At 69.8% G+C, this 24235-nt stretch carries 20 protein-coding genes; 16 read left to right on the top strand and 4 right to left on the bottom strand.

Annotated features, from left to right (window positions below; genetic code table 11):
* The first annotated feature begins 224 nt into the window (after positions 1–224).
* The 11 genes from SZ55_RS21070 to ureC all read left to right on the top strand — a co-directional run bounded on the left by SZ55_RS21070 (position 225) and on the right by ureC (position 10482).
* Positions 225–821 (top strand): MarC family protein, encoded by a 597-nt coding sequence (locus SZ55_RS21070; protein WP_044411137.1) that lies wholly within the window; start codon positions 225–227, stop codon positions 819–821.
* Positions 822–1052: 231 nt separating this feature from the next.
* Complete coding sequence (gene urtA, locus SZ55_RS21065) at positions 1053–2321, top strand: urea ABC transporter substrate-binding protein (RefSeq protein ID WP_044411134.1); 1269 nt, start codon at positions 1053–1055, stop codon at positions 2319–2321.
* 118 nt (positions 2322–2439) lie between these two features.
* A complete protein-coding gene (gene urtB / locus SZ55_RS21060) occupies positions 2440–4005 on the top strand; it encodes an urea ABC transporter permease subunit UrtB (protein ID WP_044411131.1) in 1566 nt (521 codons plus the stop codon).
* Positions 4005–5081, top strand: a complete 1077-nt coding sequence (gene urtC / locus SZ55_RS21055) for an urea ABC transporter permease subunit UrtC (protein ID WP_044411128.1) — start codon at positions 4005–4007, stop codon at positions 5079–5081. Before urtB ends, urtC begins: the two co-directional genes overlap by 1 nt.
* The gene (urtD, locus tag SZ55_RS21050; protein WP_044411125.1) at positions 5081–5935 is read left to right on the top strand and encodes an urea ABC transporter ATP-binding protein UrtD; all 855 of its coding nucleotides are present in this window, start codon (positions 5081–5083) and stop codon (positions 5933–5935) included. Before urtC ends, urtD begins: the two co-directional genes overlap by 1 nt.
* A gap of 65 nt (positions 5936–6000) precedes the next feature.
* Positions 6001–6699, top strand: coding sequence for an urea ABC transporter ATP-binding subunit UrtE (urtE, locus tag SZ55_RS21045; protein ID WP_044411122.1), 699 nt, complete (start codon positions 6001–6003; stop codon positions 6697–6699).
* 107 nt (positions 6700–6806) lie between these two features.
* Positions 6807–7640: an urease accessory protein UreD gene (locus SZ55_RS21040; RefSeq protein ID WP_044411290.1), complete on the top strand. Its 834-nt coding sequence runs from the start codon at positions 6807–6809 to the stop codon at positions 7638–7640.
* Between the two features lies 1 nt (position 7641).
* Positions 7642–7944 (top strand): urease subunit gamma, encoded by a 303-nt coding sequence (locus SZ55_RS21035; RefSeq protein WP_044411119.1) that lies wholly within the window; start codon positions 7642–7644, stop codon positions 7942–7944.
* Positions 7945–7951: 7 nt separating this feature from the next.
* Complete coding sequence (locus SZ55_RS21030; protein ID WP_044411116.1) at positions 7952–8452, top strand: GNAT family N-acetyltransferase; 501 nt, start codon at positions 7952–7954, stop codon at positions 8450–8452.
* A 5-nt stretch (positions 8453–8457) separates the two neighbouring features.
* Entirely contained in the window at positions 8458–8763 is a 306-nt protein-coding gene (locus SZ55_RS21025; RefSeq protein WP_044411111.1) for an urease subunit beta, read from the top strand.
* Between the two features lie 18 nt (positions 8764–8781).
* Positions 8782–10482, top strand: a complete 1701-nt coding sequence (gene ureC / locus SZ55_RS21020) for an urease subunit alpha (protein WP_044411104.1) — start codon at positions 8782–8784, stop codon at positions 10480–10482.
* 19 nt (positions 10483–10501) lie between these two features.
* On the opposite strand, the gene SZ55_RS21015 is transcribed toward ureC, so the two are convergent.
* From SZ55_RS21015 to SZ55_RS21005, 3 genes are all read right to left on the bottom strand, one after another.
* Positions 10502–11713 carry a response regulator gene (locus tag SZ55_RS21015; protein WP_044411101.1) on the bottom strand — a complete coding sequence of 404 codons (1212 nt, stop codon included), beginning with the start codon at positions 11711–11713 and terminating at the stop codon, positions 10502–10504.
* A 12-nt stretch (positions 11714–11725) separates the two neighbouring features.
* The gene (locus tag SZ55_RS21010; RefSeq protein WP_044411098.1) at positions 11726–15217 is read right to left on the bottom strand and encodes a response regulator; all 3492 of its coding nucleotides are present in this window, start codon (positions 15215–15217) and stop codon (positions 11726–11728) included.
* A gap of 63 nt (positions 15218–15280) precedes the next feature.
* The gene (locus SZ55_RS21005; RefSeq protein WP_044411096.1) at positions 15281–16072 is read right to left on the bottom strand and encodes an AraC family transcriptional regulator; all 792 of its coding nucleotides are present in this window, start codon (positions 16070–16072) and stop codon (positions 15281–15283) included.
* Between the two features lie 82 nt (positions 16073–16154).
* Here SZ55_RS21005 and SZ55_RS21000 point away from each other — a divergent pair, with 82 nt between their 5' ends.
* The gene (locus SZ55_RS21000; RefSeq protein WP_044411094.1) at positions 16155–17159 is read left to right on the top strand and encodes a bile acid:sodium symporter family protein; all 1005 of its coding nucleotides are present in this window, start codon (positions 16155–16157) and stop codon (positions 17157–17159) included.
* A 16-nt stretch (positions 17160–17175) separates the two neighbouring features.
* On the opposite strand, the gene SZ55_RS20995 is transcribed toward SZ55_RS21000, so the two are convergent.
* Positions 17176–18531 (bottom strand): 3-oxoacyl-ACP reductase, encoded by a 1356-nt coding sequence (locus SZ55_RS20995; RefSeq protein ID WP_044411092.1) that lies wholly within the window; start codon positions 18529–18531, stop codon positions 17176–17178.
* 178 nt (positions 18532–18709) lie between these two features.
* On the opposite strand from SZ55_RS20995, the gene SZ55_RS20990 reads away from it, so the two are divergent.
* The 4 genes from SZ55_RS20990 to SZ55_RS20975 all read left to right on the top strand — a co-directional run bounded on the left by SZ55_RS20990 (position 18710) and on the right by SZ55_RS20975 (position 24173).
* The gene (locus tag SZ55_RS20990; RefSeq protein WP_044411084.1) at positions 18710–19987 is read left to right on the top strand and encodes an acetyl-CoA C-acetyltransferase; all 1278 of its coding nucleotides are present in this window, start codon (positions 18710–18712) and stop codon (positions 19985–19987) included.
* A gap of 214 nt (positions 19988–20201) precedes the next feature.
* Positions 20202–20699 (top strand): sigma-70 family RNA polymerase sigma factor, encoded by a 498-nt coding sequence (locus tag SZ55_RS20985; RefSeq protein WP_044411081.1) that lies wholly within the window; start codon positions 20202–20204, stop codon positions 20697–20699.
* The gene (locus SZ55_RS20980; protein WP_044411078.1) at positions 20696–21652 is read left to right on the top strand and encodes a FecR domain-containing protein; all 957 of its coding nucleotides are present in this window, start codon (positions 20696–20698) and stop codon (positions 21650–21652) included. The genes SZ55_RS20985 and SZ55_RS20980 overlap by 4 nt, the downstream gene beginning before the upstream one ends.
* A gap of 106 nt (positions 21653–21758) precedes the next feature.
* Positions 21759–24173, top strand: a complete 2415-nt coding sequence (locus SZ55_RS20975) for a TonB-dependent siderophore receptor (protein ID WP_044411076.1) — start codon at positions 21759–21761, stop codon at positions 24171–24173.
* Positions 24174–24235 lie beyond the last annotated feature (62 nt).

Raw genomic sequence — 24235 nt, 5'->3', positions numbered from 1 at the left:
CCGGACTTCAGTGCTGGGCTCCAATCGCGAATGAATTCGCTCCTACACGAACGGCGGCGCTACGCACCGCTTGGCGACTGAAGTCGCCCCTACAAAGGCATTCCGGCACACGCACGGGCATCACCGCCGCGTATGATGACGCGCCGCCAGGTCGACCCGGATCAACGGGTGCGGCCCCCGGCGCCTCCTACACTCACACCACCGTTCCCTCGCGAGCCCGTCCGATGCTCTCCACGATGTTCAGCCTGTACCTGAAGATGCTGGTGCTCTACAGCCCCTTCTTCGTCCTTTCCTGCTTCATCGGCCTCACCCGGGGCTACACGGTGAAGGAGCGCAAGAAGCTCGCCTGGAAGGTCGCCCTCGGCACCCTGGTGGCCAGCGCCCTGCTCTACCTGTTCGGCCAGGCCATCTTCAACGTCTTCGGCATCACCATCGACGCCTTCCGCATCGGTGCCGGCGCCGTGCTGTTCATCTCCGCCCTCGGCATGGCCCAGGGCAAGCCGGCGGTGCAGGCCGACAACGTCCAGCAGGACGTCACCATCGTGCCGCTGACCATCCCCCTCACCGTCGGCCCCGGCACCATCGGCGCCATGCTGGTGATGGGCGCCGGCCACGTGCACTGGAACGACAAGTTCACCGCCCTCGCCGCCATCGCCCTCGCCAGCGTCACCGTCGGCGTGGTGCTCTACCTCTCCAACCGCATCGAACGCATCCTCGGCGAGCAGGGCCTGCAGATCGTCAGCCGCCTGATGGGCCTGTTCGTCTGCGCCCTCGCCGCCCAGATCATCTTCACCGGGGTGAAGAACTACCTCGCGCCCTGAAACCGTGCAGGGCCATAACTGACCGAGTGCCCAGGTTGGCGGCGCGCACCGCAATGAGGCGCGCCGACTCCCGGGTCATCCCCCTAAAAACCAAAAAAATCCTTCCAGAACAACCGCTTGCCGCTCTTGGCACGGATGCTGCCATTGGACTGACAGCAGTACAGATGACCGTACTCATGTCCCCAAATCGGTCCCATCCCCTGTTCCCATGAACAGCCAAGGAGGCTTTACATGAAGCGCCGTCCGTTCCTGAAGTCCACCCTCGCCGCCAGCGCACTGGTGCTCACCGGCCTGTTCCCCTTCACCCTCCAGGCCGCCGAGACCATCAAGGTCGGCATCCTGCACTCGCTGTCCGGCACCATGGCCATCTCCGAGACCTCGCTCAAGGACATGGCGCTGATGACCATCGACGAGATCAACGCCAAGGGCGGGGTGAACGGCAAGAAGCTCGAACCGGTGGTGGTGGACCCCGCCTCCAACTGGCCGCTGTTCGCCGAGAAGGCCCGCCAGCTGCTGACCAAGGACAAGGTCGACGTGGTCTTCGGCTGCTGGACCTCGGTGTCGCGCAAGTCCGTGCTGCCGGTGTTCGAGGAACTCAACGGCCTGCTCTTCTACCCCGTGCAGTACGAAGGCGAAGAACTCTCGCCCAACGTCTTCTACACCGGCGCCGCGCCCAACCAGCAGGCCATCCCGGCGGTGGAATACCTGATGAGCGAAGACGGCGGCAGCGCCAAGCGCTTCTTCCTGCTGGGCACCGACTACGTCTACCCGCGCACCACCAACAAGATCCTGCGCGCCTTCCTGCACAGCAAGGGCGTCGCCGACAAGGACATCGAAGAGGTCTACACCCCCTTCGGCCACAGCGACTACCAGACCATCGTCGCCAACATCAAGAAGTTCTCCGCCGGCGGCAAGACCGCGGTGATCTCCACCGTCAACGGCGACTCCAACGTGCCCTTCTACAAGGAACTGGCCAACCAGGGCCTGGCCGCCACCGACGTGCCGGTGGTCGCCTTCTCCGTGGGCGAGGAAGAACTGCGCGGCATCGACACCAAGCCGCTGGTGGGCCACCTGGCCGCCTGGAACTACTTCGAATCGGTGGATAACCCGGTCAACGCCAAGTTCGTCGAGCAGTGGAAGGCTTACGCCAAGGCCAAGAACCTGCCCAACTACCAGACCGCCGTGACCAACGACCCCATGGAAGCCACCTACGTCGGCATCCACATGTGGGCCCAGGCCGTCGAGAAGGCCGGCACCACCGACGTCGACAAGGTCCGCGAGGCCCTCGCCGGGCAGACCTTCGCCGCCCCCTCCGGCTACACCCTGACCATGGACAAGACCAACCACCACCTGCACAAGCCGGTGATGATCGGCGAGATCCAGGACGACGGTCAGTTCTCCGTGGTCTGGCAGACCGAAGGTCCCCTGCGCGCCCAGCCCTGGAGCCCCTTCATCCCCGGCAACGACAAGAAGCCGGACTACGCGGTGAAGAGCAACTGACCGACTCCCCTCTCCCCTGCGGAGAGGGGCCAGGGAGCGGTGACGCCGCGCGCCGCCGCTTCCCATCCCTCTCCCTTCCCCGGGAGAGGGGGCTCACGGTGCCACCAAGGAAGCCTCCATGCCTGCCCTCTACCGGATCCTGCTCGCCCTGGCCCTGCTGCTGCCCCTGGCCGCGCGGGCCGGCGATGCCAACGACTTCGCCGCCGCCAACCCCACGCAACAGGCCCGGCTGCTCGAACGCTGGGCCGCCGAGCCCGACGCCGCCCGCCAGCCCCTGCTGGACGCCCTGCAGCAGGGCCGCTTCGCCATCGACGCCAAGCAGGCGTTCGTCGAGCGCGACGGCGCCTGGCAGGCCCTCGAAGGTGACGCCGCCCCCGCCGGCACGCCGAAGAAACTGCGCCTGAACAACCGCCTGCGCGGCCTGCTGATCACCGCCCAGGCCAGCCACCAACTGCTCGCCAGCGACCCGGCCCTGCGCATGGCCGGCGCCCGCGAACTGCAGAAGAGCGCCAAGCCCGCGCAGCTCGCCCTGCTCAATGCCCGCGTGGTGGCCGAAGCGGACGGCGCCGTGCGCGACGCCCTGTCCCTGGCCCTGGCCAACCTGCAACTGGTCGACCCCGACCCGGCGGTGCGCCTGAACGCCGTGCGCCTGCTGGGCGAGACCGGCGACCCGCTGGCCCGCACCCGCCTCGAAGCCCTGCTCGACCCGTCGGTGGAAACCGACGCCAGCGTGCGCACCGCCGCCGAGACCAGCCTGGCCCAGGTCAAGCGCCGGCTGATGCTGGGCGAAGTGCTCGGCCAGGCCTTCGGCGGCCTGTCCCTGGGCTCCATCCTGCTGCTGGCCGCCCTGGGCCTGGCCATCACCTTCGGCCTGCTCGGGGTGATCAACATGGCCCACGGCGAAATGCTCATGCTCGGCGCCTACACCACCTACGTGGTGCAACTCGCCTTCCAGCGCCTGGCCCCCGACTTGCTCGCCCTCTACCCCCTGGTGGCCCTGCCGGTGGCCTTCTGCGTCACCGCCGCCATCGGCATGGCCCTGGAACGCACGGTGATCCGCCACCTCTACGGCCGTCCGCTGGAAACCCTGCTGGCCACCTGGGGCATCAGCCTGATCCTCATCCAGCTGGTGCGCGTGGTGTTCGGTGCGCAGAACGTCGAAGTGGCCAACCCGGCCTGGCTCTCCGGCGGCATCCAGGTGCTGCCCAACCTGGTGCTGCCGTACAACCGCATCGTCATCATCGGCTTCGCCCTGTTCGTGGTGGCGCTGACCTGGCTGCTGCTCAACCGCACGCGCCTGGGCCTCAACGTCCGCGCCGTCACCCAGAACCGCAACATGGCCGCCTGCTGCGGCGTGCCCACCGGCCGCGTGGACATGCTCGCCTTCGGCCTCGGCTCCGGCATCGCCGGGCTCGGCGGCGTGGCCCTGTCCCAGGTCGGCAACGTCGGCCCGGAGCTGGGCCAGGGCTACATCATCGACTCCTTCCTGGTGGTGGTGCTCGGCGGCGTCGGCCAACTGGCCGGCAGCGTCATGGCCGCCTTCGGCCTGGGGGTGGCGAACAAGATCCTCGAACCGCAGATCGGCGCCGTGCTGGGCAAGATCCTCATCCTCGCGCTGATCATTCTCTTCATCCAGAAGCGGCCCCAGGGCCTCTTCGCCCTGAAAGGACGGGTGATCGACTGATGAACCAGCCCCTGACCCTCACCGCCGCGCAGAAGGCCGGCCCGAAAGTCACCCTCGGCGTCGGCGCCCTGGTGCTCGCCGTGCTGATCGCCCTGCCGCTGCTGCACCTGCTGCCGGCCGACAGCCCGCTGCAGGTCTCGGCCTACACCCTGACCCTGGTGGGCAAGATCCTCTGCTACGCCATCGTCGCCCTGGCCCTGGACCTGGTCTGGGGCTACGCCGGGCTGCTGTCCCTCGGCCACGGGCTGTTCTTCGCCCTCGGCGGCTACGCCATGGGCATGTACCTGATGCGCCAGAGCGCCGGGGACGGCCTGCCGGCCTTCATGAGCTTCCTCGCCTGGAACGAGCTGCCCTGGTACTGGGCCGGCACCTCCAGCTTCCTCTGGGCCCTGTGCCTGGTGGTGCTCGCACCCGGCCTGCTGGCCCTGGTGTTCGGCTTCTTCGCCTTCCGCTCGCGGATCAAGGGCGTGTACTTCTCGATCATGACCCAGGCCCTGACCTTCGCCGGCATGCTGCTGTTCTTCCGCAACGAGACCGGCTTCGGCGGCAACAACGGCTTCACCGGCTTCACCCGCATCCTCGGCTTCGACATCACCGCCCCTGGCACCCGCGCCGTGCTCTTCCTCGCCACCGTCGCGCTGCTGGTGGCCAGCCTGCTGCTGGGCTGGCGCCTGGCCCGGAGCAAGTTCGGCCGCGTGCTCACCGCCCTGCGCGACGCCGAGAACCGGCTGATGTTCTGCGGCTACGACCCGCGCGGCTACAAGCTGTTCATCTGGGTGCTGTCGGCCGTGCTCTGCGGCCTGGCCGGCGCGCTGTACGTGCCCCAGGTGGGCATCATCAACCCCAGCGAAATGTCCCCCACCAACTCCATCGAGGCCGCCGTCTGGGTCGCCCTCGGCGGGCGCGGCTCGCTCATCGGCCCGCTGCTGGGGGCCGGGCTGGTCAACGGCATGAAGAGCTGGTTCACCGTGGCCTTCCCCGAGTACTGGCTGTTCTTCCTCGGCGCGCTGTTCATCCTCGTCACCCTGTACCTGCCCAAGGGCGTGATCGGCCTGCTGAAGAAGGAGGACAAGTGATGCGCGCCACCCCGGACTTCATGCTCGAACCCATCCTCGACCCCAACCGCGACGCCGGCAGCGGCCGCGATGCCCTGGGCCTCGGCCAGGCCGCCGGGCAGGGCCTGAACACCCGCCACGGCACCATCCTCACCCTGGAGGACATCAGCGTCAGCTTCGACGGCTTCAAGGCCCTGCGCGACCTCAACCTGTACATCGGCGTCGGCGAGCTGCGCTGCATCATCGGCCCCAACGGCGCCGGCAAGACCACCCTGATGGACGTCATCACCGGCAAGACCCGCCCCGACACCGGCCAGGCCTGGTTCGGCGAAACCCTCGACCTCACCCGCATGAGCGAGGTCGAGATCGCCCAGGCCGGCATCGGCCGCAAGTTCCAGAAGCCCACGGTGTTCGAGGCGCTCAGCGTGTTCGAGAACCTGGAGCTGGCGCAGAAGACCGACAAGTCGGTGTGGGCCAGCCTGCGCGCCAGGCTCACCGGCGAGCAGAAGGACCGCATCGACGAGGTGCTCGCCACCATCCGCCTGGACAGCGCGCGCCAGCGCCCCGCCGGCCTGCTCTCCCACGGCCAGAAGCAGTTCCTGGAGATCGGCATGCTGCTGATGCAGGACCCGCAACTGCTGCTGCTCGACGAACCGGTGGCGGGCATGACCGACGCCGAGACCGAGTTCACCGCCGAGCTGTTCAAGGGCCTGGCGCGCAAGCACTCGCTGATGGTGGTGGAGCACGACATGGGCTTCGTCGGCACCATCGCCGACCACGTCACCGTGCTCCACCAGGGCCACGTCCTGGCCGAAGGCTCCCTCGCCCAGGTCCAGGCCAACGAACAGGTGATCGAGGTGTACCTCGGCCGCTGAGGAACGAACCCCAGGGTGGATGACGCCTTTTCCCATCCACCCTGCGCACAGACAAGGACATCGACATGCTGAAAGTCGACCAGCTCCACCAGTACTACGGCGGCAGCCACATCCTACGCGGCCTCTCCTTCGAAGCCCGGATCGGCGAAGTCACCTGCCTGCTCGGGCGCAACGGCGTGGGCAAGACCACCCTGCTGAAATGCCTCATGGGCCTGATCCCCGCCAAGGAAGGCACGGTGAACTGGGAGGGCCGCGCCATCACCGGGCTCAAGCCGCACCAGCGCGTGCACGCCGGCATCGCCTACGTACCCCAGGGCCGCGAGATCTTCGGCCGCCTCAGCGTGGAGGAAAACCTGCTGATGGGTCTCTCCCGCTTCAGCGCCCGTGACGCCAGGGCCGTGCCCGAATCCATCTACGAACTCTTCCCCGTCCTGCGGGAGATGAAGCACCGCCGGGGCGGCGACCTCTCCGGCGGCCAGCAACAGCAACTGGCCATCGGCCGCGCCCTGGCCAGCCAGCCGCGCCTGCTGATCCTCGACGAGCCCACCGAAGGCATCCAGCCCTCGGTGATCAAGGAGATCGGCGCCGTGATCCGCACGCTGGCCGAACGCGGCGACATGGCCATCCTGCTGGTGGAGCAGTTCTACGACTTCGCCGCCGAACTGGCCGACCAGTATCTGGTGATGAGCCGGGGCGAAGTCATCCAGCAGGGGCGCGGGGAACACATGGAGGCCGATGGGGTGAGGGGGTTGGTGGCCATCTGAAAAGCCAGGACGCCGATCAGCGCGGACACCCACCTGCACCGAATCAGTTCAGGGCACGCCTCTTGCTTGCCCACTCGGTCAACTATTCCGAGAAGCGCCACCGCCCCATGAACCTGCCTGCCACCCCGTTCACGCCGAGCTGGCCCGCCGAACTGGAGCTGGCCTATTCCCGCCAGGGGGAACGCACCATTCCGGTGCTGCGCCGCCACCTCGGCCCCCTGAGGGTGCAAAAGCACCTGCACGCCGAAGGCCCCGGGGTCTGCCAGCACATCATCGTCCACCCGCCCGGCGGCATCGCCGGGGGCGACCGGCTGAACATCCGCGCCCGGGCCGGCGAAGCCAGCTGGGTGCAGCTCACCAGCCCCGGCGCAGCCAAGTGGTACCGCGCCACCGCCCCGGCCCGCCAGGACCTGCAGCTCACCGTCGAGCCCGGCGCGACCCTGGAATGGCTGCCCCAGGAGACCATCCTCTACGCCGGCGCCCAGGCCGACCTGCACAGCCGCATCGACCTGCACGGCGATGCCCGTCTGCTTTACTGGGACATCGTGGCCCTCGGCCGCCCCGCGGCGGGCGAGCGCTTCGTCGACGGCCACTACCAGGCCGCCCTCGACATCCGCCGCGACGGGCACCTGCTGTGGCACGAGCGGCAACGGGTGGAAGGCGGTGACGGCCTGCTCGACTCCCCCATCGGGCTGGCCGGTTTCCCGGTGTTCGCCACCCTGATCGCCACCGGCGAGATCGCCCCCGAACTGCTGGAGCGCTGCCGCGAGCAGCCGTGCGGCGGGCGCGGCGATCTCACCCAGCTGCCCGGCCTGGTGCTGGCCCGCTGCCTGGCCCCCGAAGCCCTGCAGGCCCGTGCCTGGCTCATCGAACTCTGGCGCCTGTTGCGCCCTGCCTTGCTCGGCCGCGAGGCCAAGCCCCCGCGAATCTGGAGTACCTGAGATGGACCTGTCGCCCCGCGAGAAAGACAAGCTGCTGATCTTCACCGCCGGCCTGGTGGCCGAGCGACGCCTGGCCCGTGGCCTGAAGCTCAACTACCCGGAAGCCATGGCCTTCATTTCCGCCGCCCTGCTGGAAGGTGCCCGCGACGGCCAGACCGTGGCCCAGCTGATGCACTACGGCACCACGCTGCTGACCCGCGAGCAGGTCATGGAAGGCGTGCCGGAGATGATCCCGGAGATCCAGATCGAAGCCACCTTCCCCGACGGCACCAAGCTGGTAACCGTCCACCAGCCCATCGCCTGAGGTCGCCATGCCCTACGTCATCCACGACGCGCGGGACGCCGACCTGCCCGGCATCCTCGCCATCTACAACGACGCCGTGGCCCACACCACGGCGATCTGGAACGAAACCCAGGTGGACCTGGCCAACCGCCAGGCCTGGCTGGCCGAGCGCCGTGCCGCCGGCTTCCCGGTGCTGGCGGCGGTATCCCCTGCCGGCGAGGTGCTCGGCTACGCCACCTACGGCACCTGGCGCAGCATCGAAGGCTTCCGCCACACCGTGGAGCACTCGGTCTACGTGCGCGAGGGCCTGCGCGGCCAGGGCATCGGCCGGCACCTGCTGGAAACCCTGGTGCACCGCGCCCAGGAGGCCGGGCTGCACGTGATGGTGGCGGCCATCGAGACGCAGAACAGCGCCTCCATCCACCTGCACCAGCGCCTCGGCTTCGTCGTCACCGGGCAGATGCCCCAGGTGGGGCGCAAGTTCGGCCGCTGGCTGGACCTGACCTTCATGCAACTCATCCTGGAGTGACTCCCATGATTCCCGGCGAATACCAGATCCAGGACGGCGAGATCGAACTCAATGCCGGCCGCCGCACCCTGACCCTCTCCGTGGCCAACACCGGCGACCGGCCGATCCAGGTCGGCTCGCACTTCCACTTCTTCGAGACCAACGACGCCCTGGCCTTCGACCGCGCCAGCGCCCGTGGCATGCGCCTGAACATCCCCGCCGGCACCGCCGTGCGCTTCGAGCCGGGCCAGAGCCGCGAGGTGGAGCTGGTGGACCTGGCCGGCGCGCGCCGGGTGTTCGGCTTCGCCGGGCGCGTCATGGGCGACCTTTAAACAACAGGAAGAACGCAGATGAAGATCAGCAGACAGGCCTACGCCGACATGTTCGGCCCCACGGTCGGCGACAGGGTGCGCCTGGCCGACACCGACCTGTGGATCGAGGTCGAGAAGGACTTCACCACCTACGGCGAGGAAGTGAAGTTCGGCGGCGGCAAGGTGATCCGCGACGGCATGGGCCAGGGCCAGCTGCTGGCCGCCGAGGTGGTCGACACGCTGATCACCAACGCGCTGATCATCGACCACTGGGGCATCGTCAAGGCCGACGTGGGCCTCAAGGACGGGCGCATCGCCGCCATCGGCAAGGCCGGCAACCCGGACATCCAGCCCGACGTCACCATCGCCATCGGCGCCAGCACCGAGGTGATCGCCGGCGAGGGCATGATCCTCACCGCCGGCGGCATCGACACCCACATCCACTTCATCTGCCCGCAGCAGATCGAAGAGGCGCTCATGAGCGGCGTCACCACCATGATCGGCGGCGGCACCGGGCCGGCCACCGGTACCAACGCCACCACCTGCACCTCCGGCCCCTGGCACATGGCGCGCATGCTCCAGGCCGCCGACGCCTTCCCGATGAACATCGGCTTCACCGGCAAGGGCAACGCTTCGCTGCCCGAACCCTTGATCGAACAGGTGAAGGCTGGCGCCATCGGCCTCAAGCTGCACGAGGACTGGGGCACCACCCCGGCGGCCATCGACAACTGCCTGAGCGTCGCCGACCAGTACGACGTGCAGGTGGCCATCCACACCGACACCCTCAACGAGTCGGGCTTCGTCGAAACCACCCTGGGCGCCTTCAAGGGCCGCACCATCCACACCTACCACACCGAAGGCGCCGGCGGCGGCCACGCCCCGGACATCATCAAGGCCTGCGGTTTCTCCAACGTGCTGCCCAGCTCCACCAACCCGACCCGGCCCTTCACCCGCAACACCATCGACGAACACCTGGACATGCTCATGGTCTGCCACCACCTGGACCCGAGCATCGCCGAGGACGTGGCCTTCGCCGAAAGCCGCATCCGCCGCGAGACCATCGCCGCCGAGGACATCCTCCACGACCTCGGCGCCTTCAGCATGATCAGCTCCGACAGCCAGGCCATGGGCCGCGTCGGCGAGGTCATCACGCGCACCTGGCAGACCGCCGACAAGATGAAGAAGCAGCGCGGCGCGCTGCCCGGCGACGGCCCCGGCAACGACAACTTCCGCGCCAAGCGCTACATCGCCAAATACACCATCAACCCGGCCATCACCCATGGCATCAGCCACGAGGTGGGCTCGGTGGAGGTGGGCAAGTGGGCCGACCTGGTGCTCTGGCGCCCGGCCTTCTTCGGCGTCAAGCCGACGCTGATCCTCAAGGGCGGGGCCATCGCCGCGAGCCTGATGGGCGACGCCAACGCCTCCATCCCCACCCCGCAACCGGTGCACTACCGGCCGATGTTCGCCAGCTACGGCGGCAGCCGCCATGCCACCAGCATCACCTTCATCAGCCAGGCCGCCTTCGAGGCGGGCGTGCCCGCCCAGCTGGGGCTGCAGAAGAAGATCGGCGTGGTGAAGGGCTGCCGCAGCGTGCAGAAGCAGGACCTGATCCACAACGACTACACCCCGACCATCGAGGTGGACCCGCAGAACTACCAGGTGAAGGCCGACGGCCAGTTGCTCTGGTGCGAACCGGCCGAGGTGCTGCCGATGGCGCAGCGCTACTTCCTGTTCTGAGCGGCGCCGGCCGACGGGCTCAGGCGTCCACCGGTGGCGTCTGCTCCTCGGGCAAGGTCAGCTCGATGGTTTCCGCCAGGGAGTTTTCCAGGCGCTGCAGCTCGCCTTCCAGGGCCGCCTCGTCGTCGCCGTAGCGCTCGGCGATGCGGGCGAAGCCGTCGGCCACTTCGAGGAAGGCCATCACCACCAGCGGGTCGAAGTGGCTGCCGCTGGCGGCGCTGATCCGCTGGATCGCCTCGTCACCGCCCACCCGTGGGCGGTACGGGTGCGGTGCGGTGAGTTCGTCATAGTAGTCCGCCACCGCCATCAGCCGCGCCGCCAGGGGGATCTGCTCGCCCCGCAGGCCGTCGGGGTAGCCGTCACCGTCCCAGCGCTCGTGGTGGGACTGGATGATCTGCCGGGCATAGCACAGGAAGCCCTCGCCCTCACCGCCCGCCAGGCGCCGGTCGGCGCGCTCCAGGGCTTCGCGGCCCAGGCGCGTGTGGCTCTGCATCAGCCGCAGGTCGTCGCCCTCCAGCGCGCCGGGGTTGAGCAGGACGCGGTCCGGCAGGGCCACCTTGCCGATGTCGTGCAGCTGCGCCGACTTGGCCATCAGCGCCACCTTGTCCGGGGTCAGTTCGTCGGCCAGGGCCGGTTGCTGCCGGGCCAGGGCATTACCCAGCAGGCGCATGTACAGCTCGATGCGCACCAGGTGGTTGCCGGCGGGGTTGTCGCGCAGGTCGGCCAGGTTCGCCAGGGCCTCGATGGTGGCCTCGTGCAGGTGGCTGATCTCGCGGGTGCGGCGGCGCACCTCCAGCTCCAGGTATTCGCTCTTGTCCCGCAGGAAGTCGGCGTTGGCCTTGAGCTGCAGCTGGGCCTGGATGCGCGCGAGGACGATGGGCGGGCTGATGGGCTTGGTGATGTAGTCCACCGCGCCGAGGTCGAAGCCGCGCTGCTCGTCCGCCGCCTCGCCCCGGGCGGTGAGGAACACCACCGGGATGTCGCGGGTGGCCGGGTCGGCCTTGAGCCGGGCGCAGACTTCGTAGCCGTCCATCTGCGGCATCATCACGTCCAGCAGGATCAGGTCCGGCGGCTGCCGGCCGCCGGCGATGCGCAGTGCCTTCTCGCCGTTGCCGGCGACCTTGACCCGGTAGCGGTCCATCAGCAGCTCGCTCATGAGCTCCAGGTTGTCGGGCGTGTCGTCCACCACCAGCACCACTTCACGCTCCGGTCTGTCCAGCATCCCGGTCATCACGGCACCTCGTCATAACGTGATTTCGCGCTGGTCGGCCAGCGCGCGCAGCGCTTGGTGCGCTGTCTCGAAGTCATAGGCCCGCACGGCCGATTCCAGGGCCCCGTAGCCTTCATTAAAGGCGCTGCGCAGCATTCCGGCCTGCTCGTCGAGCAGCCGCGCGGCCCGTGGGTCGTCCTCCTCCAGCAGGCGGGCGAGCTGGCGGCAGGTGCGCGCCAGCGCGGCGCTGTCGTCGGCGGCTGCCGGGGGCGGCGCAGCGGCCTCGCGCTGCTGGGCCTCGATGGCTCCGACCAGCGCCAGCAGTGGCGGTTCCAGCTCGGTCAGCAGCAGTTCGATGCGCTCCGGCTCCGCCGCATCGGCCAGGGCCTGTTCGAGGGTGGCGGCCTGGGCCTTGAGCCCATGGGCCCCGAGGCTGCCGGACAGGCCGCGCAGGTCGTGGGCCTGGCGTTCGGCCTGGCTGCGCTGGCCGCTGGCCAGGGCTGCACGCAGGCGCTGGCTCCAGTCGCGCTGGCCCTCGGCGAAGCGCACCAGGAGCCGGCGGTAGGCGTCCTCGCGGCCCAGGGCGCGGCGTATCCCGTCGGCGATGTCGACCCCCGGCAGGTGCCAGGCCGGCAGCGGTGGCGCCACGGGGGGCGCGGCGGCCGGACGGGGGCCGAGCCAGCGCGACAGGGTGCCCCACAGTTCGCGGGGCTCGATGGGCTTGGCGATGTGGTCGTTCATGCCGGCCGCCAGGCAGCGCTCGCGGTCGTCGGCCAGGGCGTTGGCGGTCATGGCGATGATCGGCAGGCGGGCGAAGCGCCCTTCCTGGCGCAGCCGGCGGGTGGCCTCCAGGCCGTCGAGCACCGGCATCTGCATGTCCATCAGCACCAGCGCGTAGTGGCCGTCGGGCTGCCAGCGCAGGCGGTCGAGGGCGTCGAGGCCGTTCTCCGCCAGGTCCACCTGGAGGTTGGCCATCTCCAGCAGCTCGCCGGCCACCTCGCGGTTGAGCGGGTGGTCCTCCACCAGCAGCACGCGCTGGCCGTCGAACTGCGGCATGTGGGTCGCCTCGCTGCGCGGCGCGGCGGCCTGGCGCTGCAGCTGGCAGGCGTGGATGGCGTGCAGCAGGCGCGGCAGGGTGAGGGGCTTTTCCAGGTACTGGTCGATGACGTCGACGCTGGGCTCGCCCTCCCCTGTCGTACTGGCGAGCAGCACCCACGGTGTCTTGCCCAGGGGCAGGGCCGCCAGGCGCCGGGCGGTCTCCAGGCCGTCGAGCCCGGGCATATGGCGGTCGAGTATCACCAGGCTGAACGGGTTGCCCTGGGCATCGGCCTCCTGCAGGCGGGCCAGGGCGGCTTCGCCGTCGCCACAGTGCTCGGCCCGCAGCGCCAGGCTGGCCAGCAGGTCGCTGGCGGCGCGCCGGGCGCTGGGGTTGTCATCCACCACCAGGGCACGCAGGCCGAGCAGGTCGGGGCGCAGCAGGTCCGGCTGGGGCTGTTCGGGGGCGATGGGCAGCAGCAGACGGCACCAGAACAGGCTGCCCTCGCCGGGCTGGCTGTCCACGCCCACATCACCACCCATGGCTTCGGCCAGGCGCCGGCAGATGGCCAGGCCGAGGCCGGAGCCGCCGTAGCGCCGCGTGGTGGAGGTGTCGGCCTGCTGGAAGGACTCGAACAGCCGCGCCTGCTGGGCGGCGTCCAGGCCGATGCCGGTGTCGCGCACCGAGAGCTGCAGCAGCCAGCCGCCGGCGCGCGGCTCACCGCGCACGGCCACTTCCACTTCGCCGCGCTCGGTGAACTTGACCGCGTTGTTGGCGAAGTTGATCAGGATCTGGCCGATGCGCAGCGGGTCGCCCACCAGGTGCCGGGGCACCTGCGGGTCGATGCGGAAGATGAGTTCCAGCCCTTTGTCAGCCGCCCGTTCGCCCACCAGGGCGGCGAGGTTTTCCAGCACCAGGGTGAGGTCGAAGTCGATCTGCTCCACCTCCAGCTTGCCGGCCTCGATGCGGGAGAAGTCGAGGATGTCGTTGATCAGCCCCATCAGGTGCTGGCTGGCCTGGCGGATCTTCTCCAGGTAGTCGCGCTGGCGCGGTTCGGGGCCGGCACGCAGGGCCAGGTGGGTCATGCCGACGATGGCGTTCATCGGCGTGCGGATCTCGTGGCTCATGTTGGCGAGGAAGTCCGCCTTCAGCCGCGCGGCCTCTTCGGCCAGTTCCTTGGCGCGCTCCAGGGCCTCTTCGCTCTGCTTGCGCGCGGTGACGTCGCGGCTCACGCCCACCAGCCCCAGCAGGTGCCCGTCTTCATCGTCGAAGGTGGCGCGCACGGTGGCGTAGAGCAGCTTGCGGCCGTCGCGCTGGAGCACCCAGTCCTCGCTTTCCATGGGCCGGCTCATGGCCAGCGCGGCCTGGTCCTGGATCAGCCGCAGGCGGGCACGTTCAGTGGGCAGCAGCTCGGCATCGGTGTGCCCCACCAGGCCGTCGAGGTCCTGGCCGATCAGTTCGGCGAAGGCCTGGTTGGCGCCGAGGTAGCGGCCGCCGGTGTCCTTGAACCAGATCGGGTCGGGGATGGCGTCCACCAGCGCCTGCAGGGTGCTGCGCTGGCGCTGGGCCTCGGCTTCGGCGCGCTGGCGTTCCACCACCTGCACCGCCAGGCGGCGGTTCCACACCAGCACGAAGGTCACCAGCACCAGCACGGCGAGCCCGTAGGGCCAGCCCAGGGCCAGTAGCTCGTGCCAGTCCACGCTGTCGGCGGGGGGCAGCCAGCGCGCCAGGATGGCCTCGCGCTCGCTGTTGGTGACGCTGGCCAAGGCATGGTCGAGCAGCTCGGCGAGCATCGCCTGCTCGCGGAGCACGGCGAAGTGCAGGGCACTGCCGGCCAGGCCGGGATCGCCGCTGACCTCCAGGTTGCTCAGGTTGAGCCGGTGGATCAGGTAGCCGGCCGCCATCATGTTGCCGACGTAGGCATCGGCCCGGCCGGAGGAGAGTGCCCGCAGGGCGGCCTCGGTGTCGCTCGTCTCCACCAGTTGCAGGTCGCGGCTGCGCTGGCGCAGGCGGTCTTCCATGGCGTAGCCGCGCTCCACGGCCACGCGCCGCCCGGCCAGTTCCTCCAGGCTGCGGTAGGGCGTTTCGCGGCGGGAGTAGATCAGGCTGGTGGTGGTCAGGTAGGGGTCGCTGAAGGCCATCCAGCGCTCCCGCTCCGGGGTCTTGGCCGCCGACGGCACCACGTCCACCTCGCCCCGGCGCAGGGCTTCGCGGGCCTGGGGCCAGTCGTCGAAGTAGACCGGCTCCACGCCGAGCCCGAGGCGCTCGCCGAGCAGGCGCAGGAAGTCGGCGCTGATGCCCTGGTAGCTGCCGTCCTCGCCCATCAGGTCGAACGGTGGCCAGCCCTTGCGCTCCAGGCCCACGCGGATGCGCCCGTGCTCCTGCAGCCAGCGGGCTTCGGCGGTGGAGAACTCCAGCGGTTCGGCGGCCTGGCAGGTGCTGCTCCCCAGCAGCAGGAGCAGCACCAGCCGGCCGAGCAGTCGCAGCATGATCGGTCCCTGTATCGCGGTCTTGACCGCTTCAGCTTAGCCACCCGGCGGGCGCCGGGCGGCTCAGCGGAACAGTTCGCCGGGGGTGACGCCGAACAGCCCGCGAAAGGCGGCGATGAACGCCGAGGGGGATTCGTAGCCGCTGGCCAGGGCCACTTCGGTGACGCTGGCGCCGCCCTCCAGCGGCTGCAGCGCGGCGAGCAGGCGCAGGCGCTGGCGCCACTGGCGGAAGCTCAGGCCGGTCTCCCGCAGGAAGGCGCGGCTCAGGGTCTTCTCCGAGGTGTTGAGCCGGGCTGCCCAGTCCCCCAGGCCGAGGGCCAGGTCGGGCTGCGCGGCCAGTTCGTCGCAGAGCACTCGCAGGCGGCCGTCGGCCGGCATCGGCAGGGAGAAGCCGGCCTCGGGCAGGGCCCGTAGCTGGTCCAGCAGCACCGCCACCAGGCGCGCCTCGGCGCTGTCGCCCTCGGGGTACTCCACCGGCAGCAGGCAGAAAGCCTTGATCAGCTCGCGGGCCAGCGGCGTCACTTCCAGCACGCGGCACTGCTCCGGCGCCCAGGCGCAGGCATCGCGGCGCACGTAGAGGCTGCGCATCTCGGCGTGCATGGAGCTGACCACCTCGTGCTCCAGCCCGGCCGGCACCCACACGGCCCAGTGCGGCGGGGCGAAGAAGCTGCCGTCGGCGGTGTGCACGCCGAGCACGCCGCTGATGGCGTAGGAGAACTGCACCCAGTCGTGGCGGTGGCGCGGCGTCCAGGAGCCGGCGCGCAGGCTTTCCGCCCGGGCGTAGAGCGGGCGCGGCAGGGCATCGAGGGTGGGGATCAGCCGGGCGGGGCCGCRCTGCTGTCCGTTTGTCGACATGGATTGATCCTTTGTCGTTAGACGGTCGGATTCTGCCCCCGCTACCCTGCCGCCTCAATCCCCCGCTGCCCCGGAGGCCCCGATGTCTGCCCTCAAACCCCTCAAGCGCCTGGTCACCGACTGGTTCCTCGGCGGCATGCTGCTGGCCGTGGCGCTGGCCTGGCTGTTCCCCAACGTGGGCCGCCACGGCGGCCTCCTGCACGCGGAGAACCTGATCAACGCCGGGGTGTTCCTGGTGTTCTTCCTGCACGGCATCAACCTCTCCACCGAGCAGATCCGCAAGGGGCTGGGCAACTGGCGCCTGCACCTGATGGTGCAGCTGTTCACCTTCGCGGCCTTTCCGCTGCTGTGGCTGGCGGCGGACCGCCTGCTGGGCACCCGCCTGCCGACGGCGCTGATGCTGGGCTTCTTCTATCTGTGCGCGCTGCCCTCGACCATCTCCTCGTCGGTGGCGCTGACCGGCAGCGCCGGCGGCAACGTGCCGGCGGCGATCCTCAACGCCAGCCTGTCGAGCCTGCTGGGGGTGTTCATCACGCCCTGGCTGGTGAGCCTGGTGGCCGATGCCAACGGCGGCATGGACCTGGGCAAGACGCTGCTGGACCTGAGCCTGCTGCTGCTCCTGCCGCTGGTGCTGGGCCAGGGGCTGCGCCCGCTGTGGGGGCGCTTCTTCGCCCGCTACAAGCGCTACACCTCGGTGTTCGACAAGCTGGTGATCCTGCTGCTGGTGTTCGCCTCGTTCAGCGATTCGGTGGCCGCCGGCATCTGGCAGCAGCAAGGGCCGGAGACCCTGGCCATCGCCTTCATCGGCAGTGCGCTGGTGCTGGCGCTGATGCTCTGGTCCACCACCCGCGCGGCACGGGCGATGGATTTCAGCCATGAGGACGAGATTGCGGCAGTGTTCTGCGCCACCAAGAAATCCCTCGCCGCCGGCGCGCCGATGGCGGGGATCATCTTCGGCGCCAACCCCGCGCTGGGGCTGATCCTGCTGCCGATCATGCTGTACCACCAGATGCAGCTGATCGTCTGCTCGGTGATGGCCGAGCGCTACGCCCAGCGGGGCGCGGCGCTGGCGGCACAGGCGGCCTGAAGCGGCCGCCGGCGGGTCAGGCGCCCAGCAGGCTCTGCCCGCAGACCCGCATCACCTGGCCGGTGAGGCCACCGGAGCTGGGCTGGGCGAACCAGGCCACGGCTTCGGCCACGTCCTGGGGCAGGCCGCCCTGGCTCATGGAGTTCATGCGCCGGCCGGCTTCGCGGATGGTCAGCGGGATGGCGGCGGTCATCTGGGTTTCGATGAAGCCGGGCGCCACGGCGTTGATGGTGATGCCGCGCTTGGCCAGCGCCGGGGCCCAGGCCTGGGCCAGGCCGATGACGCCGGCCTTGCTCACCGCGTAGTTGCTCTGCCCGAGGTTTCCGGCGATGCCGCTGATGGAGGCGATCAGCACCACGCGGCCGTTGTCGTGCAGCTTGCCGGCGTCCAGCAGGGCCTGGGTCAGCACCTGGGGGGCCTTGAGGTTGACGTTGATCACCGAGTCCCAGAAGGCTTCGCTCATCTTCGCCAGGGTCTTGTCACGGGTGATGCCGGCGTTGTGCACGACGATGTCCAACCCGTCGGGCAGCGCCTCCACCAGGCGCGCGGGGGCGTCCTCGGCGCAGATGTCCAGGGCCACCGCGCGGCCGCCTAGGCGGGCGGCCAGGGCTTCGAGGGCGTCCTTGGCCTGGGGCACGTCCAGCAGCACCACCTCCGCACCGTCCCGGGCGAGGGTCTCGGCGATGGCCGCGCCGATGCCCCGCGAGGCCCCGGTGACCAGCGCGCGCTGGCCGCCGAGGGGACGGCTCCAGTCCTTGACCTGGGCGCTGCTGGCGGCGAGCCGCAGCACCTGGGCCGAGACGTAGGCGCTCTTGGGCGAGAGGAAGAAGCGCAGCGCGCCTTCGAGCTGGTCCTCGGCGCCCTTGCCGACGTACACCAGTTGCACGCTGCCGCCCCGGCGGATCTCCTTGCCCAGGGAACGGGTGAAGCCCTCCAGGGAGCGCTGCACGCTGGCGGCGATCGGGTCCTTGAGGCTTTCCGGCGGGCGCCCCAGCACCACCACGCGCGGGCATTTGCCCAGGCCCTTGAAGGTGGGCTGGAAGAAGTTGCGCAGCTCGATCAGTTGCTCGAAGCGGGTCAGCCCGCTGGCGTCGAACACCAGGGCCTTGAGCTTGGGCCCGTGCTCGGCGGTCCAGCGCGGCAGGCCGAAGCGGCCTTCCTCGGCGGCGAAGGACTGGTCGGTGAGCTTGTTCAGCACGGCGCTGGCGGCGTCGGCCAGGGCCCCCTCGCCGCCCAGCAGCAGGGCACCGTCCACCGGCCGCACGCGCCCTGCGGTCCAGCGCTCCAGGCGCAGCGGCGCGGGCAGGCCGAGGGCGCCGACCAGGCGTCGGCCGGTGGTGGAGTTGGCGAAGGCGAGATAACGGTCGGACATGGGGGCAGGCTCCTGCACGCATAAGAAGTGGGGCCACTCTACGCAGACAGCGCCGGCCCGCAATTGACCGCGTTGCCCGCCGCGCCGGCAAGGCGGCCAATGCGAGGGATGGCCTGGCGGCTAGTCTTGTGCCCACCTGCTGCACCCCGCATCCATTTCCCCAGGCAAGGAGTCACCCATGACCCAGCTGCGCCGGGTCGCCATCGTCGGCGGCAACCGCATTCCGTTCGCCCGTTCCAACACGGTGTACGCCACCGCCACCAACCAGCAGATGCTGACCAGCGCGCTGGAAGGCCTGGTGGAGCGCTACAACCTGCACGGCGAGCGCATCGGCGAATTCGTCGCCGGGGCGGTGCTCAAGCACTCCCGGGACTTCAACCTGGCCCGCGAATGCGTGCTCGGCTCGCGCCTGGCGCCGGAAACCAGCGCCTACGACCTCCAGCAGGCCTGCGGCACCGGCCTGGAAGCGGCCATCCTGGTGGCCAACAAGATCGCCCTGGGGCAGATCGAGAGCGGCATCGCCGGTGGCGTGGACACCACCTCCGACGCCCCCATCGGCGTGCACGAGGAGCTGCGCAAGATCCTCCTGGAGGCCAACCGCGGCAAGACCACCGCCGACAAGATCAAGACCCTGCTCAAGGTGCGCCCGCGCCACCTGGCGCCGCACATCCCGCGTAACGGCGAACCGCGCACGGGGCTGTCCATGGGCGAGTCCTGCGAGCTGATGGCGCAGACCTGGGCCATCCCCCGCGACGAGCAGGACAAGCTCGCCGTGGCCAGCCACCAGAAGCTGGCGGCGGCCTATGCCGAGGGCTGGCACAACGACCTGATGACCCCCTTCCTCGGCCTGACCCGCGACCAGAACCTGCGGGCGGACATCAACCTGGAGAAGCTCGGCACCCTGAAGACGGTGTTCGAGCGCGGCCCGCGCGGCACCCTCACCGCCGCCAACTCCACCCCGCTGACCGACGGCGCCTCGGTGGTGCTGCTGGCCAGCGAGGAGTGGGCCAAGGCGCGCGGCCTTCCGATCCTCGCCTACTTCAAGGACGGCGAAGCCGCTGCGGTGGACTTCGTCAGCGGCAAGGAAGGCCTGCTGATGGCGCCGGTCTACGCCGTGCCGCGCCTGCTGGCACGCAACGGGCTGACCCTGCAGGACTTCGACTACTACGAGATCCACGAGGCCTTCGCCGCCCAGGTGCTGTGCACCCTCAAGGCCTGGGAAGACGCCGAGTACTGCAAGACCCGCCTCGGCCTGGAGCAGCCGCTGGGCGCCATCGACCGCAGCAAGATGAACGTCAAGGGCAGCTCCCTGGCCGCCGGCCATCCCTTCGCGGCGACCGGTGGTCGCATCGTCGCCAACCTCGCCAAGCTGCTGGACGCGGCGGGCCAGGGCCGCGGGCTGATTTCCATCTGCGCGGCGGGCGGTCAGGGTGTGACTGCAATCCTGGAGAAGTAATCCAATACCGGTGGCCGCAAGTCATCGCGGCCACGCGATGTAAGCAACTCCGTGATTTAGGGCGGCCCTGCGTGCAGGGCCGCCCTTTTTTTCGTCCGCGCGCCAGCGCCACCAGGCGCACCTCAACGCCCCCAGGGCGGGTTATTGCCAAAACCCCTCGCCGCCGAGAAAATGCGATCAATTTTCATTTGATACTGCTTCTCGCGGTGACCCCATGGCCTCTTCCCTTTCGATCCAGGCGTTGTACAGCGAGCACCACGGCTGGCTGAAGGCCTGGCTGCGCAGCAAGCTGGGCAACGCGGCGGATGCCGCCGACCTGGCGCAGGACACCTTCCTGCGCCTGCTGGGCAGGGGCGAGGCGCTGGAGCTGCACACCCCGCGCGCCTTCCTGCGCACCGTGGCCCGTGGGCTGGTGATCGACCACTGGCGTCGCGAGGAGCTGGAGCGGGCCTACCGCGAGACCCTGGCCCAGGTGCCGGAGGCCGAGGCGCCCTCCCCCGAGACCCGCGAGCTGGTCCTGGAGCTGCTGGAGCAGATCGCGGCGCTGCTGGACCGCCTCAAGCCCAAGGTCCGCACGGCCTTCCTGCTGGCCCAGTGCGAGGGGCTGAGCCACCGCGAGGTGGCCGAGCGCATGGGCATCTCCCTGCGCTCGGTGGAGCGCTACGTGGCCGATGCGCTGTTCCATTGCTACCAGCTGCGGTTCGCCGAATGACCCCGCGCCCCGCTCAACCCGACGAGCAGGTGGTGCGCCAGGCCATCGCCTGGATGCTGCGCCTGCGCGGCCAGCCCGACACCGGCGCGCTGCAGGCCTGCGAGCACTGGCGCAACCAGCACGCCAGCCACGAACTGGCCTGGCAGCGGGTGCAACAGCTGGACCAGGAACTGGGTGTCGGCCTGCGCGCCCTGCCGCAGTCGCGCCAGGTGCTGGAAGACGCCCGTGCCGGCCTGCGCCGGCGCCAGGCGCTGAAGCTGCTGTCCGGGGCGGCCGTGGGGGGCGCGGCGCTCTGGCTGAGCCGCGACCTGACGCCCTGGGAGCGCCTGACCGCGGACCTGGCCACCGCCACGGGCGAACGCCACGGCCAGCGCCTGGCCGATGGCAGCCGCCTGCTGCTGAACACCGACTCGGTGGTGGACCTGCGCATGACGGCGGGCCAGCGCCAGGTGCACCTGCGCCGAGGCGAGATCCTGCTGGAGGCAGCGCCCCAGGCAGAAGCGTTGCACCTGCGCAGCGCACAGGGCTGGCTGCGTACCCGGGCAGCGCGCTTCGTCGCCCGGCTGGACGCAGGGGCGCTGCGCCTCTGCGTGCTGGGCGGCGAGGTGGAGGTGCTGCACAGCGGCACCGGGGGCCGCACGGTGGGGGCTGGGCGCACCGTCGAAGTCCGTGCCGGCGAGGTCCGCGAGCTGCCGCCGCCGGCCATGGAGCCGGGAGCCTGGGCGGATGGGCTGATCGTCACCCGCGATGTGCGGCTGGGGGATTTCGTCGCGGAGGTGGCCCGCTACCGCCCCGGCCGCCTGGCCTGCAGCGAGGCCGTGGCCGACCTGCGGCTGTCCGGGGTCTACCGGCTGGACGACACCGAGCGGCTGCTGGCACTGCTGCCACAGACGCTGCCCGTGCAGCTGCGCTACCGAACCCGCTGGTGGGTGACGGTGGAGGCGCGGGCCTGAGCGGATCAGCCGCCCGATGATCCCTGCGAATTTTTTTGGCGGGTTTTCCGGCGAAGCCCGGCAATGGGAATAACACCCATTCACCTTGCCAATCACGGACCCTGCCATGCGCGCTTCCTGCCCTACCCGCCTTGCCCTTGCCGTTCGCGGCGCCCTGATCGCCGCCGCCCTCGCCACGCCCCTGCTGCCCGCCAGTGCCTCGGCGCAGACCGCCCAGGCCAGCGCCAGCCAGGGCTATGCGATTCCCGCCGGCCCGCTGGCCGAGGCGCTCAACCGCTTCGCCCGCGAGGCGGGCATCAGCCTGTCGGCGACGCCGGAGCAGACCCAGGGCCTGAACAGCGCGGGGCTGTCGGGCCACTTCGGGGTGGAGGAAGGGCTCGCCCGCCTGCTGCAAGGCACGCCGCTGCAGGCCGAGCCCCTGGGGGATGGCCGCTTCGTGCTGCGCGAGGCGCCCTCGGATGCGGCGCTGGAACTGGGCAGCACCCAGGTGTTCGCGCTGGGCAATGCCCTGGGCAGCGCCGAGGGCTACCAGGCGACCCACAGCCACGTGGCGACCAAGACCAGCAAGCCGCTGCTGGAAACCGTGCAGAGCGTGTCGGTGGTGACCCGCGAGCAGATCGACGACCAGGGCTCGAAGACCGTGCAGCAGGCGGTGCGCTACACCCCCGGCATCTTCACCGGCCAGGTGGGCGCCTCGAACCGCTACGACTACATCGTGATGCGCGGCTTCGCCGACAACAGCGTGGACAACGTCTTCCTCGACGGCCTGAAGACCATGGGCGACAGCGGCACCTTCAGCTCGCTGCAGGTGGACCCGTACTTCCTCGAACGCATCGACGTGCTCAAGGGTCCGTCGTCCGTGCTCTACGGCCGCAGCCTGCCGGGCGGCCTGGTGGCGCTGACCAGCAAGAAGCCGCTCTACACGCCCTACCACCAGGTGCAGGCCTCGGTGGGCAACATGAACCAGAAGAGCCTGGGCTTCGATTTCAGCGGCCCGCTGGACGAGGAGCAGCACATCGCCTACCGCGTGGTGGGCCTGGGCAAGGGCAGCGACACCCAGTTCGACCACGCCCGCGAGGAGCGCTACGCCATCGCGCCGTCCCTCTCCATCGACTTCAACGAGGACACCTCGCTGACCCTGCTGGGCTACCTGCAGCACGACCCCAACGGCGGCTACCACAGCGGCGTGCCGGCCGACGGGGCGCTGCACCCCCACAACGGCCGGCGCATCGACCGCAACTTCTTCGACGGCGAGCCGGGGCTGGACGACTTCGACCGCACCCAGCGGATGGCCGGCTACCAGCTGGAACACCGTTTCAACGACGTCTGGAGCGCGCGGCAGAACCTGCGGGTGCTGGACGCCAGCGTGGACCTGTCTCAGGTCTACGGCTACCAGTGGACAGCACCGGCGGCCAACACCCTGACCCGCTACTACTCCGGCGCCAGCGAGAAGCTGCGGGCCTACATCGTCGACAACATGCTGCAGGCCGAATTCGACACCGGCAGCGCGCGCCACACCCTGCTCACCGGCCTCGACTACCAGAATCGCAAGACGCGCGTGGACTGGACCTCGGCCAGCGTCTCGCCGCTGGATGCGTTCAACCCCGTCTACGGCAACGCGACGCTGGGCACCCTGTACCCGGACAACCACACCCGCCGCCTGGAGCAGACCGGCCTGTACGTGCAGGACCTGATCGACCTGGACCGCTGGCGCTTCTCCCTGGGCATGCGCCAGGACTGGGTGTCGGTCTCCGACGAGAACCGCACCAGCGGAACCAGGAGCGAGGCCGACTGGCGCCGCTTCACCGGTCGCGCGGGGGTGCTGTACCTGTTCGACAACGGCGTGGCGCCCTTCGTCAGCTACTCCGAGTCGTTCAACCCCAACGCCTATTCCGACGCCGGCGGCAAGCCGCTGGAGCCCACCGAGGGCACCCAGTGGGAGGCCGGGGTGAAGTTCCAGCCGCCGGGCAGCAACAGCCTGTACACCGCCTCGCTGTTCCACATCGTCCAGCAGAACGTGGCGTCGAAGCTGCCGCAGTACAGCTACTACGAGTCGGTGGGCGAGGTACGCTCCCAGGGCCTGGAGCTGGAGGCCAATGCCCAGCTGAGCGAACGCCTGCGCCTGCTGGCCAGCTACACCTACACCGACATCACCTACACCCAGGCGCTGGACGGCTCCCGGGGCAACACGCCGAACCAGGCGCCGAAGCACATGGCCTCGATCTGGGGTGAGTACCGCTTCGACGCCGGTGCGCTGGACGGCCTGCGCACCGGGCTGGGGGCACGTTACGTGGGCCGCAGCTGGGCGGACCGTGCCAACACGCTGCACGTGCCGTCCTACACGCTGGTGGATGCGCTGATCGGCTTCGACCTGGGCAAGGTGGGCCTGCCCGGGATGGACCTGGCGCTGAACGCCAACAACCTGCTGGACGAGGACTACGTGGCCTCGTGCTACAGCCTGGACTTCTGCTACTTCGGCGAGCAGCGCAACGTCACCGCCACCCTCAGCTACCAGTTCTGACCGGCGCCTGGACGAGGCCGCCCCGGCGCCGGGGCGGCCTCGTTCATGTGCGTGACAGACTT

The organism is Pseudomonas sp. FeS53a (genome assembly GCF_000931385.1).
In the GTDB taxonomy this organism is placed as follows: Bacteria; Pseudomonadota; Gammaproteobacteria; order Pseudomonadales; family Pseudomonadaceae; genus Metapseudomonas; species Metapseudomonas otitidis.
This window is presented reverse-complemented; position numbering and strand designations above follow the sequence as displayed.

Excerpts from the sequence above, each read along its gene's own strand:
- SZ55_RS21070 (WP_044411137.1), top strand. The coding sequence starts at position 225 with ATGCTCTCCACGATGTTCAGCCTGTACCTGAAGATGCTGGTGCTCTAC.
- urtA (WP_044411134.1), top strand. The coding sequence starts at position 1,053 with ATGAAGCGCCGTCCGTTCCTGAAGTCCACCCTCGCCGCCAGCGCACTG.
- urtB (WP_044411131.1), top strand. The coding sequence starts at position 2,440 with ATGCCTGCCCTCTACCGGATCCTGCTCGCCCTGGCCCTGCTGCTGCCC.
- urtC (WP_044411128.1), top strand. The coding sequence starts at position 4,005 with ATGAACCAGCCCCTGACCCTCACCGCCGCGCAGAAGGCCGGCCCGAAA.
- urtD (WP_044411125.1), top strand. The coding sequence starts at position 5,081 with ATGCGCGCCACCCCGGACTTCATGCTCGAACCCATCCTCGACCCCAAC.
- urtE (WP_044411122.1), top strand. The coding sequence starts at position 6,001 with ATGCTGAAAGTCGACCAGCTCCACCAGTACTACGGCGGCAGCCACATC.
- SZ55_RS21040 (WP_044411290.1), top strand. The coding sequence starts at position 6,807 with ATGAACCTGCCTGCCACCCCGTTCACGCCGAGCTGGCCCGCCGAACTG.
- SZ55_RS21035 (WP_044411119.1), top strand. The coding sequence starts at position 7,642 with ATGGACCTGTCGCCCCGCGAGAAAGACAAGCTGCTGATCTTCACCGCC.
- SZ55_RS21030 (WP_044411116.1), top strand. The coding sequence starts at position 7,952 with ATGCCCTACGTCATCCACGACGCGCGGGACGCCGACCTGCCCGGCATC.
- SZ55_RS21025 (WP_044411111.1), top strand. The coding sequence starts at position 8,458 with ATGATTCCCGGCGAATACCAGATCCAGGACGGCGAGATCGAACTCAAT.
- ureC (WP_044411104.1), top strand. The coding sequence starts at position 8,782 with ATGAAGATCAGCAGACAGGCCTACGCCGACATGTTCGGCCCCACGGTC.
- SZ55_RS21015 (WP_044411101.1), bottom strand. The coding sequence starts at position 11,713 with ATGACCGGGATGCTGGACAGACCGGAGCGTGAAGTGGTGCTGGTGGTG.
- SZ55_RS21010 (WP_044411098.1), bottom strand. The coding sequence starts at position 15,217 with ATGCTGCGACTGCTCGGCCGGCTGGTGCTGCTCCTGCTGCTGGGGAGC.
- SZ55_RS21000 (WP_044411094.1), top strand. The coding sequence starts at position 16,155 with ATGTCTGCCCTCAAACCCCTCAAGCGCCTGGTCACCGACTGGTTCCTC.
- SZ55_RS20995 (WP_044411092.1), bottom strand. The coding sequence starts at position 18,531 with ATGTCCGACCGTTATCTCGCCTTCGCCAACTCCACCACCGGCCGACGC.
- SZ55_RS20990 (WP_044411084.1), top strand. The coding sequence starts at position 18,710 with ATGACCCAGCTGCGCCGGGTCGCCATCGTCGGCGGCAACCGCATTCCG.
- SZ55_RS20985 (WP_044411081.1), top strand. The coding sequence starts at position 20,202 with ATGGCCTCTTCCCTTTCGATCCAGGCGTTGTACAGCGAGCACCACGGC.
- SZ55_RS20980 (WP_044411078.1), top strand. The coding sequence starts at position 20,696 with ATGACCCCGCGCCCCGCTCAACCCGACGAGCAGGTGGTGCGCCAGGCC.
- SZ55_RS20975 (WP_044411076.1), top strand. The coding sequence starts at position 21,759 with ATGCGCGCTTCCTGCCCTACCCGCCTTGCCCTTGCCGTTCGCGGCGCC.